This window comes from Streptomyces sp. NPDC104309 (assembly GCF_055584025.1).
Window position 1 is genome coordinate 87958 of the sequence record NZ_JBVJMV010000029.1, and the last position, 16395, is coordinate 104352.

The 16395-nt window shown below is 71.8% G+C and carries 13 protein-coding genes and 2 pseudogenes; 7 read left to right on the top strand and 8 right to left on the bottom strand.

The genetic code is table 11. The annotated features are described in order from the left end of the window. The first annotated feature begins 84 nt into the window (after positions 1-84). The gene (locus ACZ68L_RS32410) at positions 85-1068 is read left to right on the top strand and encodes a GDP-L-fucose synthase family protein (RefSeq protein WP_469584100.1); all 984 of its coding nucleotides are present in this window, start codon (positions 85-87) and stop codon (positions 1066-1068) included. Between the two features lie 114 nt (positions 1069-1182). Here ACZ68L_RS32410 and ACZ68L_RS32415 read toward each other — a convergent pair whose 3' ends face one another. The 3 genes from ACZ68L_RS32415 to ACZ68L_RS32425 form a co-directional block, all read right to left on the bottom strand. After that, a complete protein-coding gene (locus ACZ68L_RS32415) occupies positions 1183-2730 on the bottom strand; it encodes an exopolysaccharide biosynthesis polyprenyl glycosylphosphotransferase (RefSeq protein ID WP_469584103.1) in 1548 nt (515 codons plus the stop codon). Positions 2731-3069: 339 nt separating this feature from the next. Beyond that, positions 3070-4068: an MASE1 domain-containing protein gene (locus tag ACZ68L_RS32420; RefSeq protein ID WP_469584105.1), complete on the bottom strand. Its 999-nt coding sequence runs from the start codon at positions 4066-4068 to the stop codon at positions 3070-3072. Between the two features lie 66 nt (positions 4069-4134). Then, positions 4135-4965 carry a PP2C family protein-serine/threonine phosphatase gene (locus ACZ68L_RS32425; RefSeq protein ID WP_469584108.1) on the bottom strand — a complete coding sequence of 277 codons (831 nt, stop codon included), beginning with the start codon at positions 4963-4965 and terminating at the stop codon, positions 4135-4137. A 166-nt stretch (positions 4966-5131) separates the two neighbouring features. Here ACZ68L_RS32425 and ACZ68L_RS32430 point away from each other — a divergent pair, with 166 nt between their 5' ends. Together ACZ68L_RS32430 and ACZ68L_RS32435 are read left to right on the top strand one after the other, a co-directional pair. Next, positions 5132-5431 carry a DUF1876 domain-containing protein gene (locus ACZ68L_RS32430; RefSeq protein ID WP_469584111.1) on the top strand — a complete coding sequence of 100 codons (300 nt, stop codon included), beginning with the start codon at positions 5132-5134 and terminating at the stop codon, positions 5429-5431. A 144-nt stretch (positions 5432-5575) separates the two neighbouring features. Then, on the top strand, positions 5576-6697 hold the full coding sequence (locus ACZ68L_RS32435; protein WP_469584113.1) for an XdhC family protein: 1122 nt from the start codon (positions 5576-5578) through the stop codon (positions 6695-6697). Between the two features lie 286 nt (positions 6698-6983). Here ACZ68L_RS32435 and ACZ68L_RS32440 read toward each other — a convergent pair whose 3' ends face one another. The 3 genes and pseudogenes from ACZ68L_RS32440 to ACZ68L_RS32450 form a co-directional block, all read right to left on the bottom strand. Next, entirely contained in the window at positions 6984-8687 is a 1704-nt protein-coding gene (locus tag ACZ68L_RS32440; RefSeq protein WP_469584116.1) for an acyl-CoA dehydrogenase family protein, read from the bottom strand. Between the two features lie 75 nt (positions 8688-8762). After that, positions 8763-9374: a TetR/AcrR family transcriptional regulator gene (locus ACZ68L_RS32445; RefSeq protein ID WP_469584118.1), complete on the bottom strand. Its 612-nt coding sequence runs from the start codon at positions 9372-9374 to the stop codon at positions 8763-8765. A 137-nt stretch (positions 9375-9511) separates the two neighbouring features. Beyond that, positions 9512-9901, bottom strand: a pseudogene (locus ACZ68L_RS32450) (ATP-binding protein); the annotation flags it as partial. A gap of 227 nt (positions 9902-10128) precedes the next feature. Between ACZ68L_RS32450 and ACZ68L_RS32455 the strand changes: the two are divergent. Further along, entirely contained in the window at positions 10129-11814 is a 1686-nt protein-coding gene (locus ACZ68L_RS32455) for a PHP domain-containing protein (RefSeq protein WP_469584121.1), read from the top strand. A gap of 39 nt (positions 11815-11853) precedes the next feature. On the opposite strand, the gene pgm is transcribed toward ACZ68L_RS32455, so the two are convergent. Next, positions 11854-13494: a phosphoglucomutase (alpha-D-glucose-1,6-bisphosphate-dependent) gene (gene pgm, locus ACZ68L_RS32460; RefSeq protein WP_469584125.1), complete on the bottom strand. Its 1641-nt coding sequence runs from the start codon at positions 13492-13494 to the stop codon at positions 11854-11856. A gap of 231 nt (positions 13495-13725) precedes the next feature. Here pgm and ACZ68L_RS32465 point away from each other — a divergent pair, with 231 nt between their 5' ends. Both ACZ68L_RS32465 and ACZ68L_RS32470 read left to right on the top strand, forming a co-directional pair. After that, entirely contained in the window at positions 13726-14208 is a 483-nt protein-coding gene (locus ACZ68L_RS32465) for a GNAT family N-acetyltransferase (protein WP_469584128.1), read from the top strand. Positions 14209-14564: 356 nt separating this feature from the next. After that, entirely contained in the window at positions 14565-14882 is a 318-nt protein-coding gene (locus ACZ68L_RS32470) for a cupin domain-containing protein (RefSeq protein ID WP_469584131.1), read from the top strand. On the opposite strand, the gene ACZ68L_RS32475 is transcribed toward ACZ68L_RS32470, so the two are convergent. Next, positions 14872-16137, bottom strand: a complete 1266-nt coding sequence (locus ACZ68L_RS32475; protein ID WP_469584134.1) for an MFS transporter — start codon at positions 16135-16137, stop codon at positions 14872-14874. The genes ACZ68L_RS32470 and ACZ68L_RS32475 overlap by 11 nt on opposite strands. 80 nt (positions 16138-16217) lie before the next feature. Here ACZ68L_RS32475 and ACZ68L_RS32480 point away from each other — a divergent pair. Continuing rightward, positions 16218-16313 (top strand): annotated as a pseudogene (locus tag ACZ68L_RS32480) (LysR family transcriptional regulator); the annotation flags it as partial. Between the last annotated feature and the right edge of the window lie 82 nt (positions 16314-16395).

Genomic DNA, 16395 nt, shown 5'->3' on the forward strand with positions numbered 1-16395 from the left:
GTTTGTACTCGCCGAAATATCGGGAATTGAGTGATCTGCGGTAAAACGTCACCGCGGCCGGTGGCTGCTGGCACAATCCGAGCCATGACGACTGATCTCCCCGGCCCTCCCCAGGAATCCGTCCGCCCCCTCCTGCGGCCCGGCGCCCGCATATTCGTCGCGGGCCACCGCGGCCTGGTCGGCTCGGCGGTGGTGCGCCGCCTCACCGACGCCGGGTACGAGGTGATCACCCGCGACCGCGACCGCCTCGATCTGCGGGACACCACGCGGACCGGGGCGTTTCTCCGCGAGGTCCGCCCCGACGCCGTGGTGCTGGCCGCCGCCAAGGTCGGCGGGATCATGGCCAACAGCACGTATCCGGTGCAGTTTCTTGAGGACAACCTGCGCATCCAGCTCAGCGTCGTCGCCGGAGCGCACGCCGCCGGGGTCGAGCGGCTGCTCTTCCTCGGCTCGTCCTGCATCTACCCCAAGCGCGCCCCCCAGCCGATCCCCGAAAGTGCCCTGCTCACCGGCCCGTTGGAACCGACCAACGAGGCATACGCGCTGGCCAAGATCGCCGGAATCGTGCAGATCCGGTCCTACCGCCGGCAGTACGGCGCCTCGTACATCAGCGCCATGCCCACCAACCTCTACGGACCGGGCGACAACTTCGACCTGGAGACCTCGCACGTACTGCCCGCGCTGATCCGCCGCTTCCACGAGGCGCGGCGCGACGGCTCGCCCGCGGTCACGCTCTGGGGCTCCGGGAACCCCCGCCGCGAATTCCTGCACGTCGACGACCTGGCCGCCGCGTGCCTTCTGCTGCTGGAACGCTACGACGGTGACGACCCCGTCAACATCGGCTGCGGCGAGGATCTGACCATCCGCGAACTCGCCCACACCATCGGTGAGGTGACGGGATATCAGGGCTGCGTCGAATGGGATGCCGCCAAGCCCGACGGCACCCCCCGCAAGCTGCTCGACGTCTCCCTTCTCACCTCCCTCGGGTTCGCACCGCGGATCGCACTGCGCGACGGGATCGCTCGCACGTACGACTGGTGGCTGGAGCAGACGGCCGCGCAGGTCTGAGCGGACCCGACGGGCCGTCCGGCACGGGCCGGCCGCCGCGACGCGACGGCCGCCCGTCCCCCCGGCCCCGTACGGCCGGTGTTCTCGTACTCCTCGCATCGACCGCCGCCGTTCTCAGTACGCCCCGCGGCCGTCGGTGACGGCGCGCAATGTACGGGCCATGAGTCCCATGTCCGTGGCCACCGACCAGTTGTCGACGTACCACAGGTCCAGTGAGACGGTCTCGTGCCAGGACAGGTCCGAGCGTCCGCTGACCTGCCACAGGCCGGTCAGCCCCGGTCTGACCGCGAGTCGTCGCAGTTCGCGCTCGTCGTAGCGGGACACCTCCTCCGGCAGCGGGGGGCGTGGACCGACCAGCGACATGTCGCCCCGGAGCACATTGATCAGCTGCGGCAACTCGTCGAGCGAACTCCGCCGCAACAGGCGCCCGATTCCGGTCACCCGGGGGTCGCGGCGCATCTTGAACATCGGCCCGTCGTTCTCGTTCGCCGTGATCAGTTGCTCCTTGTGACGTTCGGCGTCCACCACCATCGTCCGGAACTTCCACATCGTGAACGGCCGGTTGTGCTGCCCTTGGCGGATCTGGCGGTGGAACGCCGGTCCGTCGGAACCGAGCCGCACGGCCGTCCCGATCAGGAGGAGCAAGGGCGCGAGAACGAGCAGACCGAGCGCGGCGCCGACGCGGTCCACGACGGCCTTCAGGGCCGCCTGTGGCCCCCGGCGCAGTGGCGGAGCGACATGCAGCAGAGTCAGCCCGGCCGCGGCGGCCGGTCGTATCCGGCCGGCCGCGATGCCGGAGAGTTCCGACAGCACGGACAGCGGAAGCCCGCCGTCGTGCAGACCCCAGAAGAGCTGTCGAAGCCGCTCCTCGGAGAGCTGTGGTCCGGGCACCACCAGAGCCAGGTCCGCGTCATGGGCGAAGGCCCCGCCCAGCACGGTCGAGGCGTCGTCGTCGGCCGGTGCCGGTGCGAGCCGGCCCGGCACCTGGACCTCGCAACGCAACGGTGCGCTTCCCACCGGTACGGCGGCCACCACCGTGTACGGGTGATCCGTGCGGGAACCGAGCAGTCGCACCGCTCGTTCCACCCCCGTGGCCTCCCCGACCACCAGCACCCGCCGAGCGGCCCGCCGCTGCCGCCCCAGCCACGGCAACCGCCATGCCCCCCACGCGGCGACGCCGACCAACAGGCCGGGGAGCAGTGCCACGACCGCTGTCGCGGGATCGACCGAATCGCCGGTCATGGCCCGCGCCACGGCGAGCACGCCGATGAGCAGCAGCCAGTCGCCGATCGTGCTCAGTACTCCCGGCGGACCGCCCGGAGGCCGGGCCGCGTACCGGCCGCGCGCGGCTCGCACCCCGGACCAGGCCAGTGCTGCCACGGCCGCGGCGACCGCCGCCCGGGACTGCTCCCCGGTCCGCAGGACGAGCCATGCCGGAATTCCGAGGCCCAGAAGCTCGGCGCCGATGACGGCCGGCAGCAGCCGGCCCGTCCGGCTCTTCTTCGCCGCCGGCTCCGAACGTTCGCGCTGTACGGTCGACGCCCTCCACAGATCGTCAAGTTCCTTGCTGCGAGGCCGATTCGACACAGACCGCGGACGTGGCGCCCCCGCCAGTCCCACAGGTCCTGATCTGTCCGAATCGGGTAGCTCGACATGCCCCATGAACCCCCCAGTCACAGTTGCATCGCCACAAACGGGGCGCATCCGCCGATCCCATGGACTGACGGATGCGCCCTCGCTCGGTGCACGATATCCACACACGTGCCATTTCGCTGGAGTTCCAGTGAAGTTCAGACATGCACACTGACTCGGAACTCGTCCCGTTCCGCGCTGGATCTCTTGGTCTGTGCGTGACTGTTCGCATTTGGAGGGTGCTGGATTCGGATGATGTGCGCTGATGGCCGTGTTCGGCCCGCAGGGCGTGTACCACGACGGCTTCCCGGCGCACCGCTCCTGCCGGGCCGGCCTGCGCGCGGCCGTCCGGCCTCTCGGTGAGCCAGGTCAGAGACCGTCGGGTTCGTCCTCGGCCTGTGACGGCCAGGCGGTCGGCGCCGACCTTCCCGGCGCCAGACGGTCCACCAGATCGGCCAGCTCCTCGCAGGCATGCTCGATTCTCCGGCGGATGTCGCTCTGTTCGGTGACGACGGCGGCGAGCAGCAGCGCGGTGAGGGCCACGGAACCGTTGAGCACCGCGAGATTGACCATCACGTGAAGGAGGGTGTGGCCCTCGAAGGGGCCCACGCCCTGCGTTCCCGCCACGACCGCGAGGACCGACACCAGGAAGGCGCACGGCGCGCTCCCCGCCAGCTGGAATCGCAGGGCCGCCCAGATCAGCAGCGGGAACACCAGGTAGATCATCGCCAGTGAACTCCTGGTGGCCACCAGCGCCACCGCGACGGAGGCAGCCGCCAGCGCGCTCGCCTCGATCCACCGGTCGGTGATCCGCGGCATCCGCGCCCTGCGCAGCACGAGCAGCAGCGGAGTGACCACGAGCACGCCCATCGCGTCCCCCGACCACCACGCCGTCCACACCGGCCAGAATCCGCTCAACGGCAGATTGTCGTCCAGCACCAGCATCCACGTGCCCACGGTCGCGCTGATGGTCATGCCCCCCAGCGCACCGAGGAAGACCAGCATCAGACCGTCGCGCAGCCGGTCCAGCTCCCAGCGGAAACCGGCCCTGCGGAGTATCAGGTACGAGCAGACCGGGGCCAGCGTGTTGCCCGCCACGACGGCGACGGTGAGGAGCGACACCGAGTCGTCGAGCGTGGAGAGGACGCACAGGGAGCCCAGCGCGATACCCGGCCACACACGCGGGCCCAGGTAGAACAGTGCGCTCAGCGCGAGGCCCGTCGGCGGCCACAACGGGGTGACGACCGCACCCTGGACGGACACCCCGCGGATCAGACCGAGGCCTCCGGCCAGGTAATAGACAGCGGCGATGGCCAGGATGGGCAGTGCGGCCGAGGCCGTACGTCCGGTTCTTTCGCTGCGGATCACACATCTCATCAGACACCTACCCGGACGAGTGGCGGCTGTTTGACACGCTCGGCCCGTCCCCGGGCCTCACCCGCGCCCGGGGACGGCCCCGTGCCGCAGGACAAGAACGGCGGCGTCGTCCACGTGCCCGGTCTGTTCCGCCGCGCGCAGCACCGCGTCGGCCAGCTCACCGGCGTCGGCCGCGGCCCGGGAGACAACCAGCCGCGTCACCGCGTCCAGACCTTCGTCGATCGGGAACGAGGGCCCCTCGACGACCCCGTCGGTGACCAGGACGAAGGCTCCGGGACCGGTCAGCCTGCGCCGGGTGACCGGATAGCGCTCACCCGCCTGGATCCCCAGCGGCAGACCGCCCTCGTCGGTGGTACAGCCGGACCGTCCGTCGGCCGTGGCCCACACGGCGGCGACATGACCGGCGCGGGCGCTGTGGAGCTCCCGGGTGACCGGGTCGAAACGGACGAACGTGCAGGTCGCGAAGAGGCCGGAGTGCACCGAGAGCAGTAGGTCGTTGGTCCGGCCCACGACCTCGCCGGGGTCCGCGGCGGTGGCGGCTATCGCCCGCATCGCGATGCGGATCTGCCCCATGAAGGCTGCCGCCTCGACGTCATGGCCCTGCACGTCCCCGATGGCGAGCGCCAGCGCTCCGTCCGGCAGCACGAATCCGTCGTACCAGTCGCCACCGATGTCCAGTCCGCTGCGGGCCGGCATGTACCGTGCGGCGGTCTGCAGCCCGGGGAGGGCGGGCAGCGCCGAAGGGAGCATCTCGCGCTGGAGCGCCTCGGCCAGCTCCACCCGTGCCTGCTGCAGCTCCACCTCACGGCGTGCCCGTGAGGTGAGCTGTTGCAGAGTGGTGAGCAGTTCGCCGGCGCTCGCCGCACGGGGAGGACGACGCCGGTTCATGGGCCGCTCCGCACTCGGTGGAAGTGACTTACCGCATCCTATTTCGGCGATCTGATCCCCGCAGGACGAGACGGAACGCGCGAACGGGCCCGGCCGGGTGGATCCTGAGGGCAGGACCGCGTCGTGGCGGCGCACCGAGTCCGGGCGCGGTCGCAGGAGGTGCTCGATGACGCGCAAGCTGGAGTGGACGGTCCGTGTCGGTCTGTCCGAGGACGACGGCACGACCAGGGCCGAGGCGGTCCTGGACACCGGTGCCGAAAAGCTCGTGGGACATGGGGTCGCCCGCTGCAACCCGCAGGACGTGGACGTTCCCGCCATCGGCGACGAACTCGCGGCGAGCCGCGCCATGAAGGATGTCGCCGCACAACTGATGAAGGCCGCCGACCAGGAACTGGAATCGGTCGGAGCCGGCCCCGTGAGCGGCCCCGTCGCACCGCCGTACGCATGGTCCGACACCACGGCCTGAGCCCGCGGGAAGGCCTGGGGCCCGCATCGCGACGAGAGCGCCGGGGCGTGGTGGCGGTGCCCCGGCGCACGGACGCGCCTGCCGCCGGGCAGGGCCCGCAAGCCCCGGAGAGGGCGGCGGCACTGGTTCGAGGGGAGCCGGCCCATGCGTGAGATCCTCCCGGTGCTCAGCCGCTGGTACACCGCCGGGAAGCCGTTCGGGCTCGCCACCGTCGTCGCCGTCAGCCGCAGCGCGCCGCGCGGCCCCGGCGCCGCGATGGCCGTCGGCCCGGACGACGAGGTGGTGGGCAGCGTCTCCGGCGGCTGTGTCGAGGGCGCGGTATTCGAACTGGCCAAGGAGGTCGTGGAGACCGGCCGGGCCCAGCTGCGGACCTTCGGCTACAGCGACGCGGACGCCTTCGCCGTCGGGCTCAGCTGCGGCGGCGCGATCACACTTCTCGTACGTCCCGTGACGCCGACGTTCGACACCTCCTTCGGCGAGGTCGCCGCATCGGTCGCCGAACACCGCCCGGTGGTCGCCGCCACGGTCACCGACGGACCCGGCCCGCGCGGCGCCGCCCTCGCCGTCGGGCCGGACACCGTCTCCGGGTCACTGGGCGCGAGCGGCCTCGACGCCGCCGTCACCGCCGACGCGCGAGGGGAGCTCGCCCTGGGCGCCACCGGCCTGCGGCACTACGGCCCGGACGGTGAACGGCGTGAGGACGACGTCGCGGTGTTCCTCCAGTCCTTCGCGCCACCGCCCCGGATGCTGGTCTTCGGCGCGATCGACTTCGCCGCGGCGGTGGCCCGGATCGGCGCGTTCCTCGGCTACCGCGTGACCGTCTGCGACGCCCGCCCCGCCTTCGCCGACCCCCGCCGGTTCCCGGAGGGTGTGGAAGTGGTTGTCGACTGGCCGCACCGGTACGTGCGCGACGCGGAGACCGACGGACGGACCGTGATGTGCGTACTCACCCACGACCCGAAGTTCGACGTCCCGCTGCTGGAGGTGGCCCTGCGCACCCCGGCCGCCTACATCGGGGTGATGGGCAGCCGCCGGACCCACCGGGACCGGCTGGCCCGGCTGCGCGACTGCGGTCTCGGCGAGGCGGAACTGGCGCGCCTCCGCTCGCCCATCGGCCTCGACCTCGGCGCGCGCACCCCCGAGGAGGTGGCCGTGTCGATCGCGGCCGAAATCGTCGCACTGCGCTGGGGCGGCACCGGGAGCCCGCTCACCGACACGACCGGGGCGATCCACCGGCCACCGTCCGACACCCGTGCGTCCGAGTGAGCTGTGTGCTTCTTGCCGCGCCACCGCACGGTACCGCCCGCCCGGGGCGCGGAGGCGCCTTCGCCGATCCGGCCGGGCCGGACCCACCGACGGCCGTGCGAACAGAACGCCCGGGGTCGCCCGGAGGGCCGGAGCCGGACACCCTCGGGGGGCGGACCGGTCCCAGGGGGCCGTAGGGGTGGCGAAGCAGCCGGCGCGGGACGACCGGAGGGCGGAGGCCCTCCCCGGCTCCCGCGCCGCTCCGTCCCGGGCCGGGGAGCGGCGACGCAGCCGGGCCGCGACGGCCTCAGCCGGTCCCGCCGAAGTGCCGCTCCACGATCGCCCCGGCATCGGTGCCGCGCGGCAGGACGCCGTACTGATGGCCACGCGCCTCGCCGAGCCGGGCGGCGACGAACGCCTCGGCCGTGGCCGCAGGGGCGTGACGCAGCATCAGCGAGGACTGCAGAGCCAGCGCCATGCCCTCGACCGTCGCCCGTGCGCGGCTCTGGGCGGCGAGCGGGTCGCCCAGGTCCTCGGCCAGGTCACGGCGCACCCGGCGGATGTGCGCGTCCAGTTCGCCATGGGCGCCGGCCGTGATCTCCAGCTCGGCCCAGAAGGCGTCCAGCGACCGCGGCGTCCTGGCGATGCCTCGCAGCACATCGAGGGCGATGACGTTGCCGGAGCCCTCCCACACCGCCATCACCGGCTGCTCGCGATAGCGCCGGGCCAGCGGCCAGTCCTCGGTGTAGCCGTTGCCGCCCAGGCACTCCAGCGCCTCGTAGGCGTGGTGCGGGCCGCGCTTGCAGATCCAGTACTTGGACACCGCGGTGGCCAGCCTCCGGAACATCGCCTCGGACTCACCGCTGTCGGCCTCGTACGCGTGCGCCAGACGCAGGGCGGTCCAGGTCGCGGCCTCCGTCTCCAGCGCCAGATCGGCGAGGACCGCCGTCATGGCCGGCTGGTCGACCAGCCGGGCACCGAAGGCGCTGCGGTGGTGCGCGTGCCAGAGGGCTTCGGAAACCGACTGGCGCATGCCCGCGGTGGTGCCCAGCACACAGTCGAGCCGGGTGTGGTTGACCATCTCGATGATGGTGGCAACGCCGCGTCCGGGCTCACCGATCCGCACCGCCCACGTGCCGTCGAACTCCACCTCGGACGAGGCGTTCGACTTGTTGCCGAGCTTGTTCTTCAGCCGCTGGACACGGATGGTGTTACGGGTGCCGTCGGCCAGCACACGCGGTACGAGGAAGCAGGTGAGCCCGGCCTCGGCCTGGGCCAGAACCAGGAAGGCGTCCGACTGCGGGGCCGAGAAGAACCACTTGTGGCCGGTGAGCAGATAGGCCCGGCCCTCGGGGCCGGAGGCCAGCGGGACGGCCCGGGTGGTGTTGGCGCGGACGTCGGAGCCGCCCTGCTTCTCGGTCATCCCCATGCCGAAGGTCAGCCCGGACTTGCTGCCCGGGGCGATCGGCCGCGGGTCGTACGAGCGGCTGAGCAGGCCCGGCAGCCAGTCCCGCCCGACATCCGGGTCGCGCTGCAGGACCGGGACCACGGCGTGCGACATGGACATCGGGCAGCCATGGCCGGGTTCGATCTGGGCGAACAGCATGAACGAGGCCGCCCGCGCCACCGCCGCTCCGGGCTTCGGGTCGGCCCAGCCCGCGGTGTGCGTGCCATGGCTCACCGCCGCGCCGATGATCTCGTGGTACGCGGGGTGGAATTCGATCTCGTCGACGCGGTTGCCGTAACGGTCGTGGGTGCGCAGGACGGGAGGAGAGGTGTGGGCGAGCTCCGCATCGATCTGGAACCGCTCGGAACCGACGAGGGTGCCGATGTCGTGGAGCTCCGGCTCGTGCCAGGCCGCGCCGAAGGTCCGGACGGCCTGTGCGAGCGGCAGATTGGTGCCGTACTCGTCGAGGCCGGTCCGGGGCGGTGCCTGGTTGGTGACCTCATGGGTGGGGTGCGGCGCCGGGGACTCGGGCCGAAGGCCGGTCCGGTGCGTGGTGACGGTCATCGCGGGTTCCTGTCCTGGGTCGACGGTCGGGCGGTGGGCGAGCGGGGGATCGGGGCGGTCGTGTGCGGCACACGATCAGGTGACGTCGGCTCCGACCGCCCTCAGGCACAGCGTGGTGATGGCCTCGACGAACGGCGCCGGGTCGGCGCGCTCACCGACCGGCGACAAGGGGCCGAGCAGCGCCTCGCCGACCGCCCCGATCACGGCGGCGGCCGACAGTCGCGCGTTCTGCGCGGGCAGTTCGCCCGAGGCGACACCGGCGGCGACGGCCGATTCCGCAAGGGCGTGATAGCCACGCCGGTAGGTCAGGCGTTCCTGCTCGACGAGCGGATCGACGGGTTCGGCCAGCAGCGCCCAGGCCGTGCGCGGGGCGCGCAGCGCACGGTGCGAGAAGACCTCGACCAGGGCGCGCAGCTGCTCGGCGGCCCCGCTCCGTGCCCGTACGGCCTCCTGCACCGCGCTGAGCTCGTGCCCCGCGACATGGCGGAAGACCGCGGCGAGCAGCTCCTGCTTGGAGGCGAAGTGGTTGTAGACGCTGCCCGTGGCGACGTCGGCCCGGTCGGCGAGCGCGGAGATGCTGGCCGCCGCGTATCCGCCCTCGTCCAGCAGCTGCCGTGCGGCGTCCAGCAACCGTTCACGGTGAGCGATCCGCGTCGCCTCCGTGCGGGCGGTGGGTCGGTAGGCCACGATGCTCTGAACCTCGATTCATATCTTCCTCTGCCACTCAAGCACGGTGGGTCTCCAGGCGCAATGGGCCGTCGTCGGCCGTGCGCACGACGGCCCTGGCAAGGGGCGCCGTGCGCAGTGGGTGCCGCGTGAGGAGGTCAGGACCCGTCCGCCGTGGACGGGATTTCCTGCTCGGTCCACAGGGCCTTGCCGTTCTGGCCGAACCGGGTGCCCCAGCGGGTGGCGAGCTGGGAGACGATGAACAGTCCGCGTCCGCCCTCGTCGACGGTGCGCGCATGGCGCAGGTGGGGCGACACCCGGCTGCTGTCGTGCACTTCGCAGGTGAGCGTCCGGTCCAGGATCAGCCGTAACTGCAGCGGGGCTGTGCCGTAGCGGACGGCGTTGGTGATCAGTTCGCTCACGATGAGTTCGGTCGCCTCGATCGTCTCCGCGTCGAGGTTCCAGCCGTCGAGCCGGTCGCGCACGAGCGTACGGGCGATGGCGGGAGTGGTCCGGTCGTGGGCCAGCTCCCAGGTGGCGACCCGGTCGGCCGCCGAGCCGTTCCGGGGCACGCCCCTGCGCACCCGGCGCCGCACGATGCCCGGCTCGCACCCGGACAGTCCGCGGCCGTGCCCACCGGCGCGCCACAGGAGCGACCCCCGTCCGTCGGGCCCGGTTCATCCGGTAGTTCCGGAATCAGGAAATCCTCCTGGCGGCGGTCCTGCGATCCGGGCCTCGGCCGCAGCCGCCCCCGCACGAAGGAGAACGTCGCATCATGTCCCACCCCGTGCCCGAATGGGCCGATCCCCGGGTTCCCGCGGAGTCGCTCGACCCCCAGGGCCTCAGCCGCCGGGCGCTGATGCGCCGCGCAGGGCTGTTCGGCGCGGCCTTCGGCGCCGCGTCGCTGCCGCTGCCCGCGCTTGCCGACCAGAGGGGAAGCCGGTCCCGGAGACACGGACAAGGCCACGGACACGGACAGGCTCCCGACCTGGTCTATCTGGTCGGTGATCACCACAACCACTCCGTCTACAGCCACGACGCCAAGTACACCTTCTCCCAACTGGCCTCGGCAGGGCAGCGGTTCGGTCTCGACTGGATGGTCTTCACCGAGCACAGCAACATCGGGCACGCCGAGTTCGGTGCCGCGCGGGAACACCGGGAGATCCTCAAGGCCCGCGCCGACAACGAGCGCATGCTGATCTTCCAGGGGTTGGAGTGGTACATCCCCGGTGCCGAGCACTGCACCGTCTTCTCACCGCCCGGACGGCACGAGGTCGAGCTCCTCACCCGCTTCGAGGAGGCCTTCGACGGCAAACTGCTCGGCTACACCGCCGGCGCCCCGGCACACCCCGACACCCCGCGCAACGAGGCGCACGCGGTCAAGGCACTCACGTGGCTGGCCGAACAGCGCCGCACCCGGTACGTCGACGACGTACTCGTCCTCGCCAACCACCCCATGCGGCTCGGCATCGACTCCCCGCACGAGATGCGCGCCTGGCGAGACGCGGCCCCCGGGATCATGATCGGCATGGAGGGGGCTCCGGGCGCCCAGGCCGGGGCGATCCCGGGCTGGCACCCGGACACCAACATCCGCGGCGAGTACACGAATTCACCGTCCGCCGACTCCTGGCCCGGCTACCCCCGGGAGGCGTATGTCACCTACGGCGGCTTCGACTGGGCGACCGCGACGGTCGGCGGCCTGTGGGACGCGATGCTGGCGGAGGGCAAGCTCTTCACCATCACCTCCAACTCGGACGTCCACCGCGTCGCCCAGGACACCTGGGTCAACGGCCCCTGGCCGCCCGGCCAGAACTTCGACAACACCGGCCACGTCCCCGACCCGTACGACACCACCGAGCCGCAGCCCGGCGGCGACTTCTGGCCAGGGCAGTTCAGCCGTACACATGTCGGTGTCACCCGGTACGGCTACCGGAACGTGATGGAGGGACTGCGGGCCGGCCGGGTCTGGGTCGACCACGGCCATCTCGTCGACGGCATCGACGTCAAGCTGCGCGGCGAGCACGGCAACAGTGCCACCCTCGGCGGCCGGCTGCGCGCCGGGCGCGGCGAGAGGCTCACCCTCACCGTCACGGTGACCGCCGCCTCCCGCCGCAATCCGCACGGGCTGCTGCCGAGCCTCGAACATGTCGACGTCATCCGCGGCGCCGTCCGCGGCCCCGCCGCCGACCGCGACGACTGGCACGCCCCGGACACCCGGCTCGCCCACACAAGCGATGTCTCGGGGCGCCGCGGAACGTACACCCTGCGGATCCCCGTCGGCCGTGCGGACGAGCCGTTCTACCTGCGGCTGCGCGGCAGCGACGGCAAACGGCACGGAAAGGGGTTCCTCGGCGCGGCGGTCGACCCGCACGGTCCGCTCCCGCACGAGCCCGGCAAGGGCGATCCGTGGCTGGACACCTGGTTCTACACCAACCCGGTCTTCGTGGACATCGTGCGCTGACCCCCCGTCCGGAGCCGCCCGAGGCGGCTCCGGACGCGCTCAGGCGCCCAGGGCCGCGGAGACCACCGCCCTGGCCTCCTCCTGTACCCGGCCGAGATGATCGGTGCCCAGGAACGACTCGGCGTAGATCTTGTAGACGTCCTCGGTGCCCGAGGGGCGGGCGGCGAACCAGGCGTTCTCGGTGGTCACCTTGATGCCGCCGATCGGTGCGCCGTTGCCGGGCGCCTCGGTGAGCACGGCCGTGACCGGTTCGCCGGCCAGGGTGTCGGCGGTGACCTGCTCGGGGGAGAGCCGGGCGAGAACCGCCTTCTGCTCGCGGTCGGCGGGAGCGTCGATCCGGGCGTACGCGGGTTCGCCGAACCGGGCGGTGAGTGCGGCGTATCGCTCCGAGGGGGACTTGCCCGTCACCGCGAGGATCTCCGAGGCGAGCAGCGCCAGGATGATGCCGTCCTTGTCGGTCGTCCAGACCGATCCGTCACGCCGCAGGAACGAGGCTCCGGCCGACTCCTCGCCGCCGAACCCGATGGCTCCGTCGAGCAGTCCGTCCACGAACCACTTGAAGCCGACCGGCACCTCGACGAGTTCACGGCCGAGACCGGCGGCGACCCGGTCGATCAGGCCCGAGGAGACCAGCGTCTTGCCGATGCCGGCGCCGGCCGGCCACCGCTCGCGGTGGGCGTACAGGTAGTCGATGGCGACGGCGAGGTAGTGGTTCGGGTTCATCAGCCCGGCGTCGGGGGTGACGATGCCGTGCCGGTCGGCGTCGGCATCGTTCCCGGTCGCGATCTGATAGCGGTCGCGCTGCCCGATCAGCGAGGCCATCGCGTACGGCGAGGAGCAGTCCATCCGGATCCTCCCGTCCCAGTCCAGCGTCATGAACCGCCAGGTGGGGTCGGTCAGCGGATTGACCACGGTCAGATCGAGGCGGTGCTCTTCGGCGATGCGGCCCCAGTACGCGACCGACGCGCCGCCCAACGGGTCGGCGCCGATCCGTACTCCGGCCGAACGGATCGCGTCCAGGTCGAGCACGGACGGCAGGTCCGCCACATAGCCGCCGAGGAAGTCGTACGTCCCGGTGGTCGACGCCGCCCGCGCGCGGGCGTAGGGCAGCCGGCGCACGTCCTTCATGCCGTCCGCGATGATCTCGTTGGCCCGCTCCTGGATCCAGCCGGTGGCCCCGGACCCGGCCGGGCCGCCGTTCGGCGGGTTGTACTTGAACCCGCCGTCGCCGGGCGGGTTGTGGGACGGGGTGACCACCACACCGTCGGCGAGGTGCGCGGTCCGGCCCCGGTTGTGGGTGAGGATCGCGTGCGACACCGCCGGAGTGGGGGTGTAGCCGTCGGCCGGATCGACGAGCACGGTCACGTCATTGGCGGCGAACACCTCGATGGCGGTGGTCCGGGCCGGTTCGGACAGCGCGTGGGTGTCGGCGCCCAGGAAGAGCGGCCCGTCCGTGCCCTGTCGCGCCCGGTACTCGCTGATGGCCTGACTGGTGGCGGCGATGTGGTCCTCGTTGAACGCGGTGGCCGTGGACGAGCCGCGATGGCCGGAGGTGCCGAACGCCACCCGCTGGTCCGGTTCGGCCGGATCCGGGTGCAGCGTGTAATACGCCGTCACCAGCCGTGCCACATCTGTGAGGTCCTCCGGCCGGGCCGGCTGTCCAGCTCGTTCGTGCGGCATCTGCCCACTCCTCCGTGTCGGTCGGTCGTTGCGATCTTCCCCTGCGCCATTTTCCCGGGTGGCCCGTGCGGGCCCGCGACTGCCCCGCCGTGGACACGTACGGGCCCGCAGGAGCGGCGCCAATTCGGTGGAGGAACTGCCGGGCCCCGGCATATGTTCGTCCACGACGAGGAAGCAGTTCACCGCCGACCACGACACATGGCGGGTTCCGGCCGCACGGGAAGAGACGAAATGGCACCGAACGAGTCCGCACCGGCCGACCGCGTCGTGTTGCGCGAGGCCGCCACCGAGGACGCGGAGCCGCTCACCGCGCTCTTCCTCGCCTCCCGCGCCGCGGCCATGCCCTACCTGCCGAAGGTGCACAGCGACGCGGACACGCTCGCCTGGATGACCCATGTCGTCCTGCCCGGGACAACGGTGTGGATCGCCGAGACCGTGGCGGGCGACGTACTGGGGTTCGCCTCCCTCGACGGAACCGAGCTGGAGCACCTGTATCTGCGGCCCGACGCACGGCGGCGGGGCGTCGGCTCACTGCTCCTGGCCAAGGTGCGCGAGACCGCCCGCGACGAGCTCACCCTGTTTGTCTTCCAACGCAACAGCGGTGCCCGCGCCTTCTACGAGCGCCACGGATTCACCGCGGTCGCGTTCGACGACGGCAGCCGCAACGAGGAGAAGGAGCCGGACGTCAGATACCGGTGGACCGCGAACGGCTGAGCGTGCGCGCCGTCCGGGACGAACGCATTGGTACATCCGCGTCACCCGGGCGGGCCGTCCGGCTGATCGGGCTCAGGGGGCGACTGGATCAAGGGCGAAGGACGAGTGTCCGTGCGTCACGGACCCTCACCGTCCGCGACCGACCCAGGCCGCTTGAGGGGTCCGGACGTGTGCGTCCACGCCGGGCCTCGGCGGCCCTGCTGCCGCGCGTCCCGCTGATCGGCGGCACCGACGCCGGCGCAGGGACACCGGGCCCGCGCGCCGGTGCAGCACTCCTCCCGGGCCCCGGCGGTCGACGACGCCGGTGGGTCTCGCGCAGGATCGCGAGGGGGCGAGGGCTGCGGCACAGTGGGCATATGGACGATCTGAATGCCCTCGCCGACGAGCATCTGGCCGCGGCCCGCACCTCCCCGCACGGCCGCAGCGCTCACCGCCTGCTGCATGAGGAGCCCCTGCGCCAGACCGTCATCGCCCTCACCTCGGGCTCCGCCCTGGACGAGCACAACGCACCCGCCGCGGCCTCCCTCCAGGTGCTCCGCGGCAGGGTGCGCCTCACGGCGGGCTCGGGCGACGTGGAGCTGGGCACCGGCGTGCTCCACCCGATCCCGCAGGAGCGGCACGGGCTGCTGGCGCTGGAGGACGCCGTGGTGCTGCTGACGACCGTCAACGAATGACGGTGCCGGCCCCGGTACGTGCGAGTGAGGACATCCGGACGCGCTCCAGGACCCACAGGACGAGGCTTCCGGCGGCCAGCGTGCCGCCCAGGAGGCAGGCGCCGCCCCAGCCCGCACGCGACCAGACCACCGAGGTGAGTGCGGCTCCGGTCGCCCCGCCCATGAAGAAGAGCGTCATGAACCCGGAGTTGATCCGGTTGCGGGCCTCCGGGCGGAGCCCGTAGATCACGTTCTGAGCGCTGTTGAGCCCCGCCTGCTGGGCGATGTTCAGCGAGATCACCCCGGCAGCCAGCCACCACAGGGAGGACTCGCCGGCCAGGAGGGGCAGCCAGGAGAGGGTGAGGAGCGCGGCCGCCGTTCCCGACACGGCCTGCACCCGGCCGCGGTCGCTCAACCGGGCCGCGAAGTTCATGCCCACCACCCCGATGACGCCCACCAGCCCGAAGAGTCCGATCGCGGCCGCGTTCCAGTGGAAGGGGGGCCGGGTCAGCAGAAACGTCAGCGCCGTCAACTGCACGCTGTACGAGGCCATGGAGAACGCACCGATGGCCGCCCGCCAGCGCAGCAGAGGTTCCTGCCGCAGCAGGGCCAGCGTGGAGCGCAGGAGTCCGGTGTACGGCATCGGGGCCGCGTCGTCCGGCCGTGGCAGCCGGGGGAGCCGGTTGTGCAGAAGTATCGCCATGACGGCCACGAGCAGCGCGTTCACCCCGTACACGGTCCGCCAGCCACCGAGCTCGGACAGCGCACCGGAGGCCAGCCGTCCGAACAGCCCGCCGAGTAGGACACCGGACATGACGAGGCCGACGGTCCTGCCGCGTTCGGCCGGCGCCGCGAGGGCCGCCGCGAACGGCACCACGACCTGGGCCCCGACGGAGGTCAGCGCGGTGAGCAGGGTCGCGGCGATCAGCAGGGGGCCGGACGGCGCCGCGGCGGTCAGCAGGAGGAAGAGAGCGGTGAGCGCGAACAGGACGACGGCGAGCCGTCGGCGGTCCACGATGTCCCCGAGGGGAACGAGCAGGATCAGGCCCAGCGCGTAACCGGCCTGGGCGGCGGTCACGATCAGCCCCGCCGCGGTGACGCCGATGTGCAGATTCTGCTCGATGATGTCGAGCAGCGGCTGCGCGAAGTAGTTCCCGGCGACCGAGAGACCTGCGGCGAGGGCCATCAGCAGGACCAGGCCGCGGCCGGCGACGGGCGGATCGGGGAGAACGCGGGGGACGGCCCGGTTGCGGGTCCCGTGTGTGGAATGAGCCATGTCCCTCAGCCTCGGGGATCCATCATTCATGAGTCCAACACATGTTTTTCATTCCATCGATCGTGGTTCACGATGGATGGATGGAACTTCAGCAGATGCGATACGTCGTCGCGGTGGCCGAATTGGGCAGCTTCACCCGCGCGGCGAAGCGGTGTCTCGTCGTTGTCCCGTCCCTCGTCTTCTTGTCGCTGTCCCAGGTGAGGTTGTTCAGTTCACCGTCCGTCCCGGGGCATGTTGCCGCCCGCCGCATGCACCCGG